Genomic DNA, 19869 nt, shown 5'->3' on the forward strand with positions numbered 1-19869 from the left:
GAAAGATAGGAAGTCTATAGATGAACAGATGGTGTCTTTGATATATTTGCGCCTTCAGAGCTATGGTTCAAACAGCTCACAAATTTGGAGTTCTCACGAGTTTTTATAATGAGTAAGTTTTTACATTCTGCAAAGTGGTTATTAGGTAGCTTGGTTTTACTGAGTGGGCAAACTCTCTCTTACGATGTGGGGAGTAGTCCTGTTGAGTATCTTCGTACCTATAAAGGGTATGCTGTTGCTACTCTTACAAATGAGGGGCCTAACCCCAATGGATGCACTGCAACTTATAAGAATTGGGGGGCTGGCAGGTATGTCGCCATTGAGTTTGACACAGAAGAAGGGCAGGAGATGTATAGTGCCTTATTGGCTGCCTACTTAAGCGGTAACAAGGTAGCATTTGGGGCTTATGATGGTAAAGACCGTTGTAAGATGTGGAATGGAACGAATACTATTCCGGTTGCATATCGAATAGATATTCTTCGCAAATAGTTATAAATCCAAAAAATTATCGTCTACGCATAGATGATTATATTATAGCCCTAATAAAAGAGAGGCGGTGTAAAGACAGAACCGCCTCTCTTTTTAGTGCTACTTTTACAATGTAAAATATGGTAACCCCTTATTGTTTAAAGAGTGCTATGTTTATATGGGTTTTATTCTATCCAGTTTTTAATTGGGATTAATTAAGCATGATTTTCCATGCAGACTTAAGATATATATTGTAATGAATTTATTTGCCATTTGCGTAGCTAAAGTAACGGATAATATTTAATCCACCACTTGCTTGTTGGCTATAAAAGTCAATTGGGGCGAATTTAAGAAGCAGCCATTTGTTATTGCAAAGAGCGAATTTTAATTATAGGTAACTGCTTTCAGAACTCCTCTAGTATGAATTCAGATAAACAGAACTTATCTTTGGATATTGATTAGGCTGCCCACCGCATCCACTTACCCAGAAATTTACTTTTTTGCCATCTAGTTTAAGTGGGGGTTTATAAGTCCCCTAACATACTAAATAGTTATAGGATTTTTTTGCTTTTAGTAATCAATATATCTTTTTAATTGTTATTTAATGTTGAAGAGTGGTTTCAGTTGAAGAATTGGATTTCATCCAGTGATTTATTTGAAATTTTTTAAGGGCATCTTTGGTGTCCTTATTTTCCTATCGCCTATTCCAATAGCTTTAAGGCAAGTTAGGTGGGATTGAATGAAAGTACACTATGTCACTTATGACAGTTAAGTTCTTTTTTTCGTTTCTCTTGCTCTATCGCTACTCTATTTTTGTACTGAATCATAAAGTCCCGCAATATTAAATCCAATTGATTCCTTATTGCCCTTATGTTTTTTAGGGTGGAGAAATTGATGCTTGACTTTCAACAGAGTGAATATAGGATTCGCCATCCGGCAGTCTATTGGTAAGCTATGTTTCATCCCTTGGAAGATAGATTCTTTTAGTTGTAGGTGTTAGTGATTAGGTAATACAAGCATAAATCTTTGGGGTTAAGAATTTTTGCTTACTAAAAAAGGTAGTGGAGTTATGGGGTTGTGGTTAAGGCTTAGCCTTTGGTTATTTTTATGTGTCAGTGAAGTGGTAATAGCCTCGCAGATTTTACCTGCGTCTCAGCATGCTTCAGATATTAAGCTGATAACAAGCACTGAAGATGGCAGTGTTGAAAATCTTATTATCAGGCCTCCTAACGATTCGGGGATTTCTGTTAACCGGTTTTCTACTTTCTCAGTATCGAATAAATCACTAAAGATTCTTAATTTACCTGAATTCTCCGGTTCAACGAGCTTGCCAGCCACATTAATTGTTATTCAGTCTAACAATCTGTCCCTGGCTAACAATATAGAGCTGGTTGGAGAGCCAGCAGATGTACTTTTCATTACAGATAGCAGTAGCTCCACAGTATCTTGCTCTGGGTGTAGTTTTGCCAACTTTCAACGTATCTCCCTAGCCGCTGGCACCCTCAGTAAAAGTTTATCCGATAGCACCAGTAATATCGGTGATATTAAACTGTTAGGAACGATTAATATCAACCAGCTTTCGGCTCCAGGTGCGCTGTCAGTCGATGTCATGGGGCGTTATATGAGCCTCAATGGTGAAATTAATACACATCAGAACGTCTCCTTAACATCTGGTGGGGATTACATTAGTGATACGTCGGGTCGCTTAACCACAGGTGGTGGGGCGGTTAACCTGTACTTGGGTAACTATTCACTGAGGTATGAATCCCGAGAGATTACCAATATCCCCTCGCAAGCAAAGCCCTCTTCCTACACAACCTTGAATGGCACTATTCGTTCTACATCTGTTACGGCCACAATGGCTAATACTTGGTACAGAATTGCAACGAATATTGATACCAGTAGTAATCTCATCTACTCAACGAGCTATCAAGATACTCATGTGATCAATGAAGAATCGATACTGATACAGAGTTTTAGTTCGCCATTGATTATCAACAGTAAATTGGCATCTGATAACAGTGTTACACTGCAATCTTATGACAGCTTAATCATAAACGAGAATGCAGAAATCAATGCACATACACTATCGGTGCTTGCAAAAAATCAGATTATTAATGATGCGAATATATTAACTACCAAAACAGAAATTGCCGCCAATGATGTATTCAATAAAGGGGAAATCGAGGGGCTGTCTGGAGTAGATATCTCAGTTGTTGATAATCTGCTTAATTCCTTTGGTGGAATCATCCGGGGTAATCTGGTTAATTTAAAATCCGATAAAGGTTTGATTCGCAATGGTTCCAGAACGCCATTCTTGAGTGAATATAATCAATATAATAACTTGCTGAGCTGGGATATAAACAATATTAGCCCTGCTGAGTTGGGTACTTTTTTTGCGCTAGGGTTAGATGCTAATGAAGCGCAGGGTAAACAAAAAGCTGATACTCTTGCAGCCAATATCTTATCTAATAAACTAACTATTAAAGGCAAAGCCTTCGAAAATATTAACCCCTACTATGTGTATAAAGCACCAGGGGATGACTGGTCTACAGGCGTGCCATTAAATGCGGCACTAGCTAATCAGGTTTTGGTTTCTGCGGAAACTCAGTTCTTTATTAAGGCTGATAACTATGTAGTTAATTCCTCTGCTGTTATGCGCTTGAATCAACCAGGCGCTGTCTATATTGATACGAATCTATTAACTAATGAACGTTATCGCTCCCAAGTACTTATTGAACGAGAGTCTGATAAGTGGGAAGAAAATTTTTATTACTATTCTCCACCAGGTCTAATTCATACTGTTGGCGACTTTAATCTCAAAGCAAATACAGGTTTTATCAATAACACCGCCTTCTTCGAGGTTTTTGGCAATGCCACGCTGGATACTCCTAAACTAAAAGAATTGGGTATAGCAATTTCACAGGTTTCTTATACTACCTATACTACCGTTTATCACACATGTTTACAGAAGGGGCGAAATGGGGTTTGTACTGAGCCGGGTGAACCCAAAACTGTTGAGACAACCATTGTCCGTGTCAATCAGGATGAGAAAGAATCACTCTTTCATGTGGAAGGTAATTTCATTGGTCCTAAGACGACGGTGAATTTTTCTAAGCATGATCCCATTGCTTATTATCAAAATCTTGCAATTGCTGATTATAAATCACGGGAATTCTACATACCCTACGGTGACAAACAGCAATACAATAAAAATGGAGTCCCATTTTACAGTATATATACAAGCACTGCTCAAGATGAGATCAGAATTACTCAAACTAGGTGCATTGTAAATCAGCAGGATCCTGTTGATGATTCTTGTGTTTCAGGGGTAATTAAAACTGAGTCGATTACAGATGTCGTGATTGCTTACATGGAAAAGATTAAGAATGCCGTTCTAAGCTTTTTCGATCAAGAGTTTGACTGGTGGGACTAGGTTTTAGGGAAGTATGATAATGAATACAGAAAAAAAGACAGAAAGGTCTAGTTACACCAAGTGGCAGCGTCTCATAGCTTCCGTGGTGACTTTCTTTTTCTCTATGCAGCTATGTATGCCTGCTATGGCTGGTGTTGCTGGGATTATAGAATCTGCACTTATTGAAGCTGAGCTGAATGCCAATCATCTATTTCAGCGAGAAAATAACAACGAATATCAATTTAAGTCCGCTGACTATTTGGATACAAACGCCCATCAAACAGATGTAAATATAGAGAGCTTTTTTAAACGTTTAAAAGAAAGCAGCAAGGAAAATCTACCTGCGCCCTTGATGATACCCATTGGGGTAGGCGATATTACGGTTATTCTGCCTCACTACCCATTAATTAAGCGGGTGGGTACAAACTTTGTCCAGAGTCGTTATATTCGTTCACAAGTCTATGCCCAGCTCGGCAGGAATCTGATTAATACGCAGGTCTACGGCACAGAACGCGAGCAAATTAGCAAGTTATATGATAACGCATATAACTATGCACTCGTTTCCGGGAAAATATTTGGCGAACCTCTTGGGCTATCTGCCAGTCAGATTACAACCGATATGATTTGGCCAGAAGTGCGCTATATCAATGGTGAGAATGTTCTGGTTCCTATCCTCTATTTGAAGTCTTCCACCATAGATGCACAAAAAGTTACCGGTGATGAAAATGAATTTGGCGGTAGTCTTGTTGAGCTTGGCGGACTACAAATAGACAACACCGATGTTACCCTCCGCAGAGCTTCATTCCTAAAGATTGCTGAGAACTTGGTTAATAACCAGGGTAACTTAATCGCCGAAGATGATCTAAAAATAGTTGCAGGAGGTTCCCTGCAGAATATTTCCGGATTGATTTCAAGTGAAGGAGACTTGCTTATTGGTGCGCACTCTATTGAAAACCGCACTATTGTTCACCGTTACAACCTAGGACAATTTCAATCTGAACGGTTTGGTCCTGTAGCAGAAATTAATGCTGAAGGCGATATCTACTTTAAAACCAGCTCCGATATTATATTACAAGGATCTGTAGTCTCTGCAGGAGAATCCATACGATTCGAAGCGGGTGGTGATATCTATATCGGCAGTCAGCAAATCACCAACCGTCGAGAAGGGTCTTCTGGAGGGATATCTTATCGCAGTTCCTCAATTGCTCACTTGGCCTCCAAGCTTTCAGCCAGCGATACCATTGCACTGATAGCACAGGGAAATATTCTAATTGATGCTTCTGAGATTATTAGCGATAGCGGTCATATTGAGATATTGTCTGGTCTCGGTATTACCATAGAAGACAATCTGAACGTCAGGGAATCTTATAGAAAAGGGAAATATGGTAAGCGAAAGATTGAAGAATCTATTTATCAGACGGTAGCAATACGCTCACTTCTGGATGCTGGCGAAGGTATTCGACTGCATAGTGAGTATGGAGATATCACCCTCCGCGCAGCTGATATATCCAGTGAAGATGGCACGAAAATTCAGGCCAAAAACGGCGGTGTCAACCTGTTGATGACAACAGAGACAGACCAGTATAGCTACACCTCAATTAAAAAGGGTTTATTTACTGTATCGGTTAAGTCTGAAGGTCACGTTATTGAAAAAGCTGTCACCAATTCAATTGTTGGTGGTCTTGCAGTTAAAGCCTTTTCCACCGTAAACGTGGAATATGAAGGTGACCGCTCCTTATCGATGGATGAACAAATTGCTCAGCTTTCCAAAATGGAAGGACTGGAGTGGATGGGATATGTACGCTCTGAATTTCCAAATGCTGACTGGACAGCTATTGAACTTCAGTACGAAGAGTGGAATGAATCCAGCACTAGTATTTCACCAGCTTTTGCTGCTGTGATTTCAATAGCTATGGCTATTGCCTCTGGAGGATCAAGCCTTACTGCATCATCCTGGATGCAGGCCGCAGTTGCCGCAGGTACCGCTACTCTTGAGACTCAATTAGTTATTGCACTAGCAAATGGAATTGTCGATGGCGATATTGCTGGATCAATGGAGAATTTAGCATCCTCAGAGACCTTTAAAGGGCTGGCTGTTGCTATGGTGACTGCAGGTGTTTTACATCAGGTTGATACCACTTTCTTTGGAGCGGATACGAATGCCATAAATAAAGGTAAAGAAGCCTTTGATGCCGCGATAGCGATCAATCCTAGTGATATCGCTGCTGCGGATAAAGCTTTCCAGGCTGCCTTCGATGCGGCAGCAGCACAAAGTGTTTTGTCACCTTTGCAGCAGGTTGCTCAGGCTGTGACTCATGCTGCAGTTAGAGCAGGAATACAAACAGGAGTTTATGATTCTGACTTTGAGGATACTTTTACTCAGTCACTGATGCAGAATGGGATCAACCGTCTTGGTGCCCATATGGCAAAAAAAATTGGGCAAGCTTGGGATCCTAAGGATACTAATACGGAGATAAGTAACTGGGATACGGCGATGAAGTATATCGCACATGCGGGTTCCGGTTGTGTTATTGGTGTACTTACTGCAGAGAATTCTGGCCAGCAAAATGCCTCTGATGGTTGTGTAAGTGGTGGAGCTGGTGCAGTTATTGGAGAATTTACCGCCACTGTCTATAGGGAAAGAACTAAGCCTCAGGTTGATAAAGCGAATACTGCAATCAATAACCTATTTAAAAAATATGGTGACGATGTAGCAGATTATGAGAGTAGGGGTTATTCTCGTGAGCAGATTGCAGATATTTTCCGTTATGAATACGGGTTAGGTGCAATTGAGCAGCAAATTACAGAGTTAAAAGAGCAAGGAGTAGATTTAGCTCGATTCTCTGCTGGACTTTCTGTATTTCTAGCGGGTGCGGAAGCGGCGGGTGTTAATACGGCAGCGGATGTTGGCGCTATCACTGCTGAGAATAATGCACTCTTCATATTCTTAATCCCAGTTATTTTAAAAGCAATTGACCTTGCACTACTTGGTGTCGATTTATACCCGATATACGAGGCCTATCGTGATGGAGGAGTCGATGCAGGTAATCAAGCTTTAGCTGATTATATTATTGTTAATGGTACTACCAATTTAGTTCTTACTCTGTTCCCTGGAGGAAAAATTGGTAATAAGCTCATTTCTAAGATGGATGAGAATGAGCTTTTCCAAGCAATTAAAGTCTGGGGGGAGCAGCTTGGAAATGTTGCCAAAGAAACAGGAGATGCATTTTTAACCCTCCTTGGTGAGAAAAGTGAGTTAGCTCTTGAGGGGCTTAAGGGATATATTCTCAGAAGAGAGTTGCGAGATGATAAAGAGGGACTTGAATTAAATGGCGGTAAAGTAGATACAGAGAAATATTTAGATGGGCTGACAGACTTCTACGAACGGAAGGGTGATCTTTATATTAGTAAAAAGGGCGAGGGAGTTGCATATAGAGATACTGGAGTTTTAGAAGATGGCAAACCGGTTTTACAAAGTGAGAAGGGATCTTATTACTTCTATGTAGATGAAAATGGTGTTCAAGTTCCCACTAGTTCGCCATTTGCAGCCAATGTCGATAAGTACCGCATATTTCATAATAAGCAGGTTGATGCTATTTTTATTGAATATGGAAAAATACCGAATATTAAAGTTCAAAAAGAAGTGACTGTTCAGTATGACAACGAGGGGCACGAATATCATGGTATGATCGCGCGGGCAGATCTTTCAGTGACCGGTGGCGGAAGAGATGGAGCTATTGATGTACCCGATGATTTTGAGTTATATGATCTAAATGGCAATCATATACCTGGAGGAAAGATCCAGCTTGACTCAGAGGGACGTGCACTTCTCGAAGTTAAGACAGGGAATGCAACATTAACATCAAACCAAAAAGTAGTTTATGATGCATGTACCTCCGGCCAGGCAAGTGCATGTGGTGCTAATGCTGATGAAGGCGGGTTCAGAGGACAGATGGATGAGATATTTGTTTATATTCTAAGGTCAACAAAATCTCCACATGATTAAAGGCAGGTCTACCATGACTTTTAAAAAAGAAATCTTGGAGGCCGCCAAGGGAAAGGCGACCAAACTCCCAGATTGGCAGTTTGTTTCTAATAGGTTTAGATCTCGTCCAGTGAAATTTTGTGATCTATTAATAGCACCCTTTTGGAATTTTAGTGGTTCTCCTGCTTGGGTAACAATCCAGCCGGCTGCAGGTGTTTATATTAAAGAGGTGGAAGATATTTCATCTCATCTTTCAGGTCTTCCTCTGAGACGAACTGCTACCTTTTCAAGGAGAATTAGAATAGATGACCTAAAGAACCCTTTTAATCTAACAGTTTATGCTAAAGATTTCGGAAGCCAGGGAGAAGCTGTGGCGCAAGTTATGCGTGACCTGGATAATATAATCGAGTTTGGGCAGGCGTACTTAAGAAAGCAATATTGTCTAGACAGCAAAGAGTCGTTTTACCTAAGTGTACCTGAAGAAACACGTGGTATCTGGGCTACACACTATTGTATTGTGCGTGGATTGCTTGGAGATACGGATTATATAAAACGGGTGCTTCGCAAAGAAATTGATCCCGAGGGTCATCAAGAGCTAGAGCTTATTGGCAAGGTTTTGGATTATTTTTCTTGAGTTTAAAATGGGGGCAAGGTTCGTCTTGCCCTTAAACTCACTACATAAAAAGCTTTACGCATCTTTAGCCAAATTCACATATTAAAATTTGGTTTTATTTAATTGGCATTTGAGCTAATTTTATATTTAATCGAGTATCAGTCATAATTTTAAGAAGGCATTCCAATGAATATCAAACTGTTGGGCTATCATTCAGGTTTTGCTCTCTGTAATGCTTTATATATAGGTAGCGTCACTAAAGAAGAGGAATTGCTTGTTCCTTTTTGTTGTTTTTTTGATGCTGAACAAAGTGTGATTACTCCTTTCGAAGCAGAGTCACAAGCTTTAGCAGATCAGAAAGCCCGTGCGGCTATAGCGAAAGAAGAAAAAGATTGGACAGGATGGTGCTATGCACGTGAAGGAAAGGTGAACCTTCAAGGTGGAGGTAAATCTGATGCTTATGTGATCGAAGCAAAATTAAAGGAAATGAAGCAGCCTTTAAGCCTGATCCAGCTCTTTGAATACCCATTTAAGCCTGTGAGCCGACTTATTGTTAGTGCTCCTAACGATTTTCGTGAAGTATTTGCAAATAATCTTCCTGCATTTAGAGAAGCATTTATTCAAGGGGCTAGATCTCACAAGCTGGGTGGTGAGAATTGGAAAGAGTGGGAGTCCACAGTTTTTACTGGTTAAGACTGTTTAGAAGAAGATGGTTGTTGTTTAGAGAAAAAATGAAAGATTTCGGAAAAGTATTGTTCTTAATTATTTTCTTTGTACCTTTGCTAGGTCGAGCCGAATGGACTCCCTATTCAAAAATTTCCTATATGAAAGTCCACGATGCTGGAGTTGAAATTAGATTGCAAAATTTCACCAATACCAGCTCAGAAATAAACTGTAAAAGTGATGTGGATTTTCATCTTACTGTTGAGGATACAAAACTATTTGATACAAAGCTCTCATTCTTACTGTCTGCGTATATGGCAAAGGAAACCGTTAGCTTTAGCTATTATGAGTGCAATAATACGGGCTCCAAAATACTGCTGTCTTCAGTTATGTTTCCTGAGTAGAAAAAATAGTAATGGTACCGTGTCCAATAAATTTGCCTTGCCCAGGACATAATCGATCTGAATGATTCTGAGTTTGTTAACGGTCGAGGCTTTGAGTTAGTAGAATGGGACGATCTATTTTTATTTGGTTTCGTTCCCTTGCGCATATAAGCCGGCATTCAAAAAGTGAGAGGCCTAGTTGAATGCCAGTTTGTTTAGTGGGTAGATTGTATTGTTTTAAGCTCGACCTAATTTAAAAAGTTAAACGGCAAATCGATGGCTATATATTTTCTATGGCATAACAGAGAGATTCCTCAAATCTGCAACATTGTGGTAAGTTGTACAGTCATCGCTACTCTTCAAAGTAACAGTCTGCTGGGCGGCGAGGGCGCTTAAAAGCAGGCTGAGATATATTTTGCCCTCTTCATTGGTACTATCATTAGCATCTTTGTTTATACCGTCAAACGCAAAACTATAGTTTGTATTGGTTGAACAGGAAACCTCTCCTGAAGGTGCTCCCTGAACTTTAACAAAAATTTTACCCTGATACTGTGGCCCAGTGTGAATTTGACTTAACTTTCCTGTAAAAGTGAACTCAGCGAGGCATATAGTAGGTAAAAAAATAAGTAGTAAGGCTAAAAATGTTTTCATTTTAAATACTATTGAATAATTGGGTGAGGGTATTTTTCTTTACTGTAAAACATTAAGTGATTATATTCGATTTTCCTATGTTAGTAAATTTTTCGATTGTTGGTAATAATGTATGCTTTTTGGGGGTAAGGCATATTATGCTTTCACTTCACTCTTTAGACGTTTGTTTGATTAGACCTTTTGATCTTATATGCAATAATTAAATTGTACAATTATGATCCCTGAAAAGCTTAAGTGAGACTGATTTTTTCAAATTAAAAAATTGAGGGTAAATGAAAGGCTACAATATCAGGTTTTTTCAGTAGAGCACTATCGCAGTTTTTGGAATCTATCGATTACGCCTCAGGTATAATTTATAATTAGTTTTGACATTCAAGGTTAACAGATTTTAAGGCTATACCTATACGTCATTAGGTTAAAATCTTATAATTTCTAGCAGTTGATCGATTGTTGTAAATTGAGAGTTAAATTTTGAGGTGTTGATGAGATTTTTAAGTGCTTTGAGCTTTACTATGGTCCTTTTAGCTGTAGATGTGCTGGCTCTAGGGGATGCTAACGAATCGACAGTGCGCTATATCGAGGTGTTTTCGAGTGCCTCCTCTAGAGATGGCGAAGTGGTCGTGAAGTTGGACGCTGAAACTGAGAGTTGTCATCAGTATTGGATAAAGTCGGAAGAGAGTGTAGGCCAAAAAAACTCAGTGGTTTCTATCTTGGCGTCACTCCATGCCAAATCTACAGTGCGGATTGTTGGTGATACTGACAGCCTTTGGAGTGGAAGCAGCGCCTTTAAGACCTGTGAGATTATTTCATTGCGTGTTCTGTAAAGGTTTTTGTAGTTTGAAAACTGGTAATGTCTTCTAGCTAGAGCAGCCCCACTTTTGCTTGGTACAATATTGGCAACTAGCTCCTCTTAGGGGGCGCACTCTGCGGTGTGAGAAGGTTGTATTAGGTGGCCGCATTTATTATGCGGCCTTTTAAAATGATCGTATGATAGGCAGAGTGACCTTTAGTTACTTGGCTCACAACAATATTTCAGCTCTCTTGCCCTGATATTGGATTGTCTCTACTCCATAAATAGTTTTTTTGATGCTCTCTTCTGCTAATTCTTCATCAGTCTTCTGTTGAGTTGTAATATACTGATTTATCGGCATTTCTTATGGGGTGTCGCAATAAAGTGAGAAGGTTGAGCTCGGTAAAGAGAAATGGGGCCCTTCTTATATGTGAGGCGAAGAATTCCTACCTTATTGTTATTTTGCTCTGTCTTAGCCCCCCATTTCGTCTCGAAGTTCGTATTTTGTTGGTATTTTTGTAATATAAGCGTCTTCAAGTTTTAACTCTGTTAGCTTTCCATTAATTTTATTTAGTCAATGCCTTGGATATTAATACATCTGGTTGAGTTTTAGTTCCAAGTCGGTGAATATATATTTAATCCATTATGGTTATAGTTCCTCCTTGCCATTTTTATTTTTTGTCTGTTAGATATTTGGTAATCAAATCAAGTACAAAGGGCAGGTGCTAAGTGGTGATGCAAAATTACACTTTTAGGTTTCTGGTAGCGACTTATCCAAACCATTAATTCTGTTTCTACAGGGCGGCTCGGGAGATGTGGAGTTGGGGTTGGTTCTATTTCAGGTGACTGCTGAACGGGCGCTCAAAGATAAGTATTTAGTGGCTTATCTTCATGAAATAGAGGCCGGCAAGTATCTTGAGGTGAGTGACGATACATTAACGATAAAGAATAATGTTTAAGGTATACGAAATGTTATCTCTTTTCTAAGGGAGCACTATAAGACGGATAAGTTACTTTAATTGGCCACTCTTGGGGCGGGGGGCTTGCAGCTCTCTAGGCTAGTGAGCATCCTGAGACATTGGAGAGGTTGGTGTTTATCTCTTCCTCCCAGGATGCGCATAAGCAGGTAGAAATCAGCTTAGAAGCAACCCCGCAATGGGGGGAGAAGGACGGCAACCAGTTAGCAATACAGGAGTACAACAATATCATGAGTCTCCCTCTGAGTATTATCTGCTTCTTTCTAATTGGGTGAGTCGCGCGAATGGTGGTAACGCAAGTGGGACTGATATTCGAGATTTTCTAGCAGCTGAAAAGATTAGTGAGAGATTTCCTGGGTGTCAGGAACGGCGTGGAAGTCTGGCTGACAAGATGCACGATGAGCTTCAGGCCATGAGCGTAAAGGGGGGTATCGATCATTTACAGGTTCCTGCTCTATTTGTTGTCGGTGAGAATGATTCCATTACCACGCCTTCACAGGTAAAGGCAGATTATAAAAGGTATAAAGGGAGTAAATCTTTCTCGGTACTAAAAGATAGTCATCACTTGCCCCTTAAGGACGCAGCGGAAAGTCTGAAGAAGACTATGTTAGTATTTTTAGAGGCCGGGGAGTATATTAGTGAAGAGCATTAGTGACGGATAGCAAGCTAGGCGAGTAGTCAGGGCCCAGTAACGTTTTCCTGCTATAGGGCCGGCAGGTTCGCGGTTAAAAAGAATACTTCCGTGGTAGCACCTTGGTTTTAAAAACCTGCTCTATCCCCTTATCGTAGCCTGGATTCACAACAGTATCGTGGTTTTCACCCTTAATGACTCGCTTGCGTAGAGTCAAATTTTCATAGTCGCGGGACTTGAGTCGCTGGGCCAGGTCCCTAAAGTCTTGAACGCCACAAACCTCTCCTTCTTCTAAGCAGACCTCCTCCCCACCGATAAACATATACACGCTTTTCGATAAGTCAGTCTGGCGTTCAGCGTAGGCAAGCTCACTCTCTAGAATTTGCTTATTGGCCCACCAGATACTCGGGCTGCCGATCACATAGCGGTCGAAGCTATCGGTGTGATTGAAGAGGGCGTGGAGGGCTAACAGTCCGCCGAGGGAGTGGCCAGCCAGTGTTTCGTCGCTTTCATCTCCTTTGAACGAATTATTGATGAAGGGCTTAAGCTCATTCTCCAAAAATTCCAGAAACTGATTTGCACCACCACCCAGGGTATTACCCCTGATTTCTCCAGGTACCGGAGTAAAATCCGTTAAGCGCAAAGTGAAGTTGGAGCTGTCCAAGGGGTGTGAGATACCTACAAGGATCACCGGCGGAAGCTTGGTATTACCCTGCTCATCGGGAACTTGTTCATGGATCAGGTTCGGTGCCACCATGGGGAAGTTCATATAACCATCGGTCATATAAATCACTGGGTATCTGGTATTGTCTTCGGGGTTAAAGGAGAGCGGCAGTAGCACATCAATAACAAATCCACGCCCCAATAAATCGGAATGGAAGTTGTAAGAGAGAATGCCCTGGCGGGTAAATGTTGTAGGTTCAGCAGTGCCGGCTTGCACAAGCTGCGTGGCCATAACCATTAAGCCAACTGTCAATATTTTAATTATTTTCATCTTCATCCCTTATTGAGCAACGCTTAAGTGTGCTCAGCCCCGTCATAAGGCGGTCAAGACTGACAAGCCTATCAGATCGGATACAAGACTAGCTACCTTGCGCTGTGCCAACAGTCGCAAAGATGAGTATATAAGTTGGAAAGGGAGTTGTGGGGCGCAGTTTGGCGGGTGGAGTGGCGCCAGGAATATTCCCCTGGCGCTTCCACATCCCGTGAGGGAGGATTTGGTTATCTAACAGTTGGGGCAGAGTACCTGGGCCATACGCAGAGAGCCCACCTCGCCAGAGCGGCCGGCGAATTTTGGTGGGACTATAAAAGAGCGGATGTTGCCTTGGGATACCTGGGGTAAATAACCACTTGCCAGGTTGAGAAACTTGTGGTGAATGTGTGCAAATAGGCACGCTTGTTCCATGAAGCCACCACCGAGGATGATTCGCTCCGGTGAGTAGCGGCAGGTCAGGTTCACGCACATAGTGGCCAGATATCCGGTTTGAGGTCCCAGGCGGCATGGTCCCTGTCTATACTCTGGCCGCGCAGGCCCCAGCGGGATTCAATGCGGGGCCGCAGACGAGGCCTTCCAGACAATTGCCATGGAATGGGCAGTGGCCTGGATAGGGCTCTTTATCGGTCCTGTGGCGTCAACATATGGTCGATTTCCGAGAGCATGGCGCCGGTTACCATCCACTATTACCCGGCGCAGATACCGGTGCCGATGGTAATAAATAAACTCTTTACATCTATAGCGGCCCTGCACAGGTGTTCTCCTAACGCTGCGCCACTGACATCAGTGTCAAAAGCCACGGGGATAGAGAGGGCTTTCTTCAGTTGGCCAGCCATGTTGGTGTTGGTCCACCCGCTTTTAGGGATGGTAGTGATATATCTGTAGTGTTTGGATTGTGGATCCAGACCTACTGGTCCAAAACTTGCGATATCCAGTGCAGGCATTGAGCCATGACGTTGAGCGCCGGCCTGGAAAAATTTGGTTACCTTGCCCTTTCCTTTACTCTATTCGGCCCGGCGGCGATTGCACAATTTAACTTTGTACCGCCGGCTTCTATACCTCCAAGCAAGGTATTCACTGCTTTGCCTTGCACTTCCATCCGTATCTGCTCCGCAGTCTGGATAATGTATTCAATGGAATTATTAACCGGTTTGTCTTAACAGGTGACACCATTAGGGGAGTGACTGCACTGCGGTTAGTTTTTGCTAAAGAAAAAGACCGGATGCTAACAGAGAAGTTGAGCTTTCGCTGTTTGCACGAGGCTCTAAATGGACTGTAAGCGAATTCCGGGAATAGGGAGGACAACGATCAAAAAGCGAAATGAAGCTGACACTCGTGGAGCGGCTGCTAATAGTCGTATTAACAATGTGGATACAAAATGCTCGAATATGAATCCTTGCTTTTTTCTGGCGAGAAAAACTAACAAGTAGCTCTCTTTTGTGTCGCCAAGGGTTAAGGCCAGTGTTTTCAAACTGGCCAAAGGTCATTTTTAATTTTGAATAGAATAATCTTTAATGGCTATATTCCGCCCTCGGGTGTAAGTTCCCTAACTACCGAAGTTGGATTTATCCGATGTGCCGCAAACACTTTTAAAGATAGCATGGCAGACATAAAGCCCAATACAAAAAGAGCGCTGAATAACATGCCTCCGGTAATCACTGTTGCAAGACCCCGATAAATTGCGGCGCTGTCTCCTGGACTGAGTACTAACGGAAGGTTGCCAAAAATACAGGTTGTGGTCGTTAACATTATCGGACGAATGCGCAAGCTCACAGCACTTTTAATGGCATCAAATTGATGCATGCCTTTATTAATAGAACTTTGGAATTGATTCACTAAAAGTATCGCATTATTCACTACCAATCCCATCAGAATTACGAATCCGATCATCGTAATCACATCTAGATTTTGCATTACAAACAGGTTGAGTAGACGAAGACTGAGCATACCCCCGGCAAAGGAGAGTGGAATTGCAAATAAAACAGCCAAAGCTAATTTAAGGGACTTGAGAGCAAAGTACATAAGCAATGCAAGAATCAACAAAGCTACACAAAAGATCTGAAAGAACTCCTGCAGAAATAATTTCAGCTCGTTGGCACTGCCCCGAAATTGGGTATGCAGGTCTCCATACTGGCTCTTATTAAGAAAGGCCAAAACGCTTCGATCTACCTGCTCAGTAAAATCCTTCATGGCAACACCCGTTGGTGGGGTCAGATTGAGGGAGGTACTTACTTCCTGGCCGATACGAAGAATGCTGTCTGGAGCTTGCGTAATCTGTGCTGACGTTAACTGCCTCAAAGGAATCAGGCCCTGCCCAGCAATCATAATTTCTGTATTTAAGAGCTGCTCAAGGTTGGCTGGTTCTTTGGCTTTAAAGTAGAAGGGAAGGGTATTGGTGCCTGTGTAAAAATTACCGATATAAATGCCATCAGTAAGTGCCATCAAATGACGATTAAACTCCGGTAATGTCATTCCCATACGAATCAGTTGATCCTGATTGGGCTCAAATTCAATACGCAATCCGCGATTGCTTAATGCGCTCCCTTCAAGAATTTGTGCGCCAGGAAACTCTGAACGAAGATGTTCTAATAAGTCGCGCCCAGCTGCTTGAAGAACCGGTAGTTCAGCTCCTTTGATATCCAGTTGGCTTACACGGCTATTGGGCATTGCAAACCGGAGAAGGCCCCCTTGCTGCGTATGAATTCTGGTACCTATCAGTCCGGAGACAATATCCTTGTCAATCCATTTCTTAAATGCTTCGAAATCCCAGTCCCCTTGAGTATAAATGTAAAGGTGACACATGGTTGGATAACAGAGTGTGCCATAAGTAACTATTTGCTCTTCGAATCTCCCTTTTCCTTGTTCAATGCGATCCATAATTACCTGACCGACTTCGCGCTCAACAACTTCAACCGCCATAGGGCCTTCAAAGTTTATAAAGGTTGAAATCATCGCCTGTTTGGGGTCTGGAAGCACATCGACTGAGGGCGAACTGAGATAAGTCACTAATAAGGCAACAGGTAACCCAAGCACTAAAACGCAGTTACGAAAAGTGACTCGACCAATTGGTATCACTGATATAGCAGTCCAGCGTTGTAATATTCTATTAAGGGATTGAGTTCTTCCTTTTGGATTTACCTGCGGTGAGCCTTTTAGAAGGTGTCGTGCCAACGCTGGCAAGAGCAGGAGGGCAAATAACAATGATGCAATAAGTGCGCTGGAAATGGTATAAGCTAGATCTTTAAAAAGTTGCCCCGTGGCTGACTGCATCGCCAGGATAGGTAAGAAGACGATGACACTCGATATCGTAGATGCTGTCAAGGCGCCGGTAACCTCCTTAGTCCCTTGCCTGATACTGGTTAGCAAGCTAGCTCCCTGGCCGCGTAAACGCTGGATATTCTCGATAACAATAATGGCGGCATCTACCATCAAGCCAATCGAGAGTGCAATACCTGCTAGTGAGATAACATTTATGCTTCTTCCGCCCAGGTACAGACCCAAAATTACCAGTGCAATACAAGCTGGTATGCTAGTGAAAATCAATACGAGTATTCTAAAGTCTCGCAAGAACCAATACAAAATAATGCAGGCGAGAAAAACTCCCAGGATCAAGCTGCTATAGACTAATTGCAATGAGTTGCGAATGCTTTTGGAATCATCGCGGCTGATCGCCACTTCCATTCCCAATCTACCGAGTTCTCCCTCATTTAGGTCTGATATTAATGTTTTGATCATATCGATGGTATTTAAAACATTAATATCCTCAGTAGGCATTAAATAGAAATAGAAAGAGCGGTTGCCTTCTAAAGCAAAATAATTCCAGTCGGAGGCCATTCTATTTTTTACTTTTGCAACGTCACCTAGGCGAATAATATGTGGCCCCCTGGTAGCAATTGGTAGTTTCTCAATATCAGCAATAGGGATCTGGCCTTTAAAGTGAAGGGCGTATTCTCTTGATCCGATAGTTAAATTACCGCCAGAGCGGTCAACCAAGTCACTCAAGCGAGACTGCACTTCATTAATGGTGAGTGATGCCTGAGTCAGGCCCCTGGGATCGAATTCGATATCTATCCTTTGCTCAATAGGTGTGCCGGCTACAGTAACGGAGGCTACGCCTGGAATCTTACTAAATGCAGGTTGAACATGATCTCGGAATGCCTGGGAAAGCTCCTGTTCAGTGGCCTGGTTAGTGGAATAAAGAAAGAAACTGGCCAAGGTTGCTCCGGCACCATTACTAAAATTATATAGGCGGGGAGCAGATACTTGGCTAGGCCAGTTGGGTACCTGGTTAAGCCGGGATAGAACGTCAATATACATCTGTTCCATATCGGCATTTGAATGAAAGGTAATCAATGTCCAGGCAAACCCGTTGCTAATGGTGGTCTGGATTTCCTCCAGAAAGCCAAGGCTGGAGAGTTCCTGCTCCAATGGGGCGACAAGTGCCTGTTCTATTTCCATAGCTGTCTTGCCCGGCCAAGAGGTAGCAAGAGCTATTTGCGGTCTGTCTATATTTGGTAGTAGCGTATTTGGAATTTTGACCCCATAAAATACACCTAGGCAAATAAGAAGAAGGCCGAAGCTGATAATAACCGGACTATATTTTTCAATAATATTCATGAGTCGCGGTCCACCGGTACTACTTCTTGATCTGCTTGCAGGTTCCCATTACCGAGAACTACAAGCTGATCGCCGGGCTGAATCTCTGAGATAACAATAAAATGATCAGCAAGTGTATCCAGGATTTCAACTTCGACTTTACGAACTTTGTTTTCCAGTCCTAATGCCCATGTATGGTACTTTCCCCCCTCTAATAGCACTGCATCGGAAGGTAACTTGGTAATATTGCCTGCTTTTTCTCGAGGCCCTGTAGGAGAGAGCATGGCGATCTGGAAACGTTGGCCCACCAACAGAGACTCAAAGTGCTTCCCGTGGCCATCGAAGTATAGGGACAGATTCTGAGTGTCCCCGTCCATGGTTCGACCGATGTTTTTTAGGGAAAGCGGCTCTCCATCGTAACGAAATTCGTTCTTTTGAATAGCTAAATTCATTCCTATTTGATCCCTGGGTACCAAGCACTCCAGTTGTTTCTCATTCAAGGGAAGAAGCTGGAGAATCCGTTGTCCCCGAGTGAGTCTCTCACCAGGATGTGCCTCGACTTGTAAAACCTGGCTGTCTCTGGAGGCAAAGTGCTTCAGTCGCTCGAACCTATACTGATCTATTTCAAGTTGTTGCTTAAGTCTTTGCTTGCTCAGCCTGAAAGTACTGGCATTAAGTTTAAGGTCATTGAGTTGAGAGGGGGAAACCATTTGAGCCTCGCGAAGAGGCATAAGTCTGGCTAGTTCCTCCTCAGCATGAGAAAGCTGACGTTCTGCAATTTCCAGGTCTGTTTTCAGGATATCCATACCTCTGGACAGGTAAAATCCATCCTGTTCTGCGACCAGCTCCCCTGCCTTGACAATAGATCCTACAGGCTTTGCTGATTTCAGTTCGGCTTCAGCATGACTGGAAATTTGTGTTAGGGGTGGAGAGTTGACTGTGCAATAAATTATTGACCGCGTAGCTTGAAGCCATTCTTGTGCAGGTTGTATCCTGACTTTCTGCAGATCTGAAGCGTAACACTGTGATTGATATAGTACAGTTGAAAAGGATAGCGAGACCATAACGGCTGCTACTTTGATAGTCTTTTTCATCCTTGATCGCTTTCTTATTTTTTATGGCAAATAATTGACGAAAATCGATTTGCTAAGCAACTTGATGTTGTGTGAGGGGACTAAGACTGTATTTTACTAGTAGAGTCAGCAAGGCGAATGAGATCAGTTGAGAGATAGAAGAGACAAGATAATTAGTTTACTTAGTGTACTCCCTATAAATGAGGAATATCTGCAGAGAAGAGCGCCAAGGCTTTATTTATCTTCTATCTTAATAGATCTTTTCCCGGTAGCATTCTTAGTGGCTGAAGCTTACAGATGTTTTTGCCATATATGCGGACAAGAAAAGTGAGACTATCGTATCATATGCCTCGGGTTCACCTTTCACTAATATGAAAGTTTTAGTATCAGGGCATCACATTTCAGTATCGACGTTTTCGAAGCATTTCAGCTGGATATCTAATCCCCAGCTATGAATCATTAAATAGTCAATTCGTGCTTCCGGGGCCCAAAAGACTGGCTGGATACTAGCAGCCAAGGCACGAAGGAGAATAGCTGATACTATAGTTTTTATTTGCGCATCCTTGTAAAAAAGCCAGCGACAACTTGTGGCTGGCTGGTTCCTTAGTGTTTTTATAATAATAAATAGCA

General features: G+C 42.1%; 14 protein-coding genes. 8 read left to right on the forward strand and 6 right to left on the reverse strand.

Annotated elements, in window-relative coordinates; genetic code table 11:
• Nucleotides 1-108: 108 nt before the first annotated feature.
• The 6 genes from ABWV76_RS01160 (at nucleotide 109) to ABWV76_RS01185 (ending at nucleotide 9548) form a co-directional block, all read left to right on the forward strand.
• A complete protein-coding gene (locus ABWV76_RS01160; RefSeq protein WP_020411822.1) occupies nucleotides 109-489 on the forward strand; it encodes a hypothetical protein in 381 nt (126 codons plus the stop codon).
• 1021 nt (nucleotides 490-1510) lie between these two features.
• On the forward strand, nucleotides 1511-3904 hold the full coding sequence (locus tag ABWV76_RS01165) for a hypothetical protein (RefSeq protein WP_353375002.1): 2394 nt from the start codon (nucleotides 1511-1513) through the stop codon (nucleotides 3902-3904).
• A 19-nt stretch (nucleotides 3905-3923) separates the two neighbouring features.
• Nucleotides 3924-7889 carry a DUF637 domain-containing protein gene (locus ABWV76_RS01170; protein ID WP_020411824.1) on the forward strand — a complete coding sequence of 1322 codons (3966 nt, stop codon included), beginning with the start codon at nucleotides 3924-3926 and terminating at the stop codon, nucleotides 7887-7889.
• A gap of 13 nt (nucleotides 7890-7902) precedes the next feature.
• The gene (locus ABWV76_RS01175) at nucleotides 7903-8502 is read left to right on the forward strand and encodes a hypothetical protein (RefSeq protein WP_353375003.1); all 600 of its coding nucleotides are present in this window, start codon (nucleotides 7903-7905) and stop codon (nucleotides 8500-8502) included.
• A gap of 165 nt (nucleotides 8503-8667) precedes the next feature.
• Complete coding sequence (locus tag ABWV76_RS01180) at nucleotides 8668-9174, forward strand: hypothetical protein (RefSeq protein WP_020411826.1); 507 nt, start codon at nucleotides 8668-8670, stop codon at nucleotides 9172-9174.
• A gap of 38 nt (nucleotides 9175-9212) precedes the next feature.
• Nucleotides 9213-9548, forward strand: coding sequence for a hypothetical protein (locus ABWV76_RS01185; RefSeq protein WP_020411827.1), 336 nt, complete (start codon nucleotides 9213-9215; stop codon nucleotides 9546-9548).
• A 270-nt stretch (nucleotides 9549-9818) separates the two neighbouring features.
• Here the strand turns inward: ABWV76_RS01185 and ABWV76_RS01190 are convergent, their stop codons facing one another.
• Nucleotides 9819-10178 (reverse strand): hypothetical protein, encoded by a 360-nt coding sequence (locus ABWV76_RS01190; protein ID WP_353375004.1) that lies wholly within the window; start codon nucleotides 10176-10178, stop codon nucleotides 9819-9821.
• Between the two features lie 482 nt (nucleotides 10179-10660).
• Here ABWV76_RS01190 and ABWV76_RS01195 point away from each other — a divergent pair, with 482 nt between their 5' ends.
• Both ABWV76_RS01195 and ABWV76_RS01200 read left to right on the forward strand, forming a co-directional pair.
• The gene (locus tag ABWV76_RS01195; protein WP_353375005.1) at nucleotides 10661-11002 is read left to right on the forward strand and encodes a hypothetical protein; all 342 of its coding nucleotides are present in this window, start codon (nucleotides 10661-10663) and stop codon (nucleotides 11000-11002) included.
• Between the two features lie 1121 nt (nucleotides 11003-12123).
• Entirely contained in the window at nucleotides 12124-12597 is a 474-nt protein-coding gene (locus ABWV76_RS01200) for an alpha/beta fold hydrolase (RefSeq protein ID WP_353375006.1), read from the forward strand.
• A gap of 73 nt (nucleotides 12598-12670) precedes the next feature.
• On the opposite strand, the gene ABWV76_RS01205 is transcribed toward ABWV76_RS01200, so the two are convergent.
• The 5 genes from ABWV76_RS01205 to ABWV76_RS01225 all read right to left on the reverse strand — a co-directional run bounded on the left by ABWV76_RS01205 (nucleotide 12671) and on the right by ABWV76_RS01225 (nucleotide 19260).
• Complete coding sequence (locus tag ABWV76_RS01205) at nucleotides 12671-13570, reverse strand: alpha/beta hydrolase (protein WP_353375007.1); 900 nt, start codon at nucleotides 13568-13570, stop codon at nucleotides 12671-12673.
• A gap of 231 nt (nucleotides 13571-13801) precedes the next feature.
• Nucleotides 13802-14041 (reverse strand): hypothetical protein, encoded by a 240-nt coding sequence (locus ABWV76_RS01210; RefSeq protein ID WP_445365789.1) that lies wholly within the window; start codon nucleotides 14039-14041, stop codon nucleotides 13802-13804.
• Between the two features lie 215 nt (nucleotides 14042-14256).
• Nucleotides 14257-14514, reverse strand: coding sequence for an ROK family protein (locus ABWV76_RS01215; RefSeq protein WP_502914738.1), 258 nt, complete (start codon nucleotides 14512-14514; stop codon nucleotides 14257-14259).
• Between the two features lie 574 nt (nucleotides 14515-15088).
• Nucleotides 15089-18187: an efflux RND transporter permease subunit gene (locus ABWV76_RS01220; RefSeq protein WP_353375008.1), complete on the reverse strand. Its 3099-nt coding sequence runs from the start codon at nucleotides 18185-18187 to the stop codon at nucleotides 15089-15091.
• The gene (locus tag ABWV76_RS01225) at nucleotides 18184-19260 is read right to left on the reverse strand and encodes an efflux RND transporter periplasmic adaptor subunit (RefSeq protein WP_353375009.1); all 1077 of its coding nucleotides are present in this window, start codon (nucleotides 19258-19260) and stop codon (nucleotides 18184-18186) included. The genes ABWV76_RS01220 and ABWV76_RS01225 overlap by 4 nt, the downstream gene beginning before the upstream one ends.
• Nucleotides 19261-19869 lie beyond the last annotated feature (609 nt).

It is taken from the genome of Microbulbifer sp. NBRC 101763, assembly GCF_040371615.1.
GTDB lineage: Bacteria > Pseudomonadota > Gammaproteobacteria > Pseudomonadales > Cellvibrionaceae > Microbulbifer > Microbulbifer variabilis.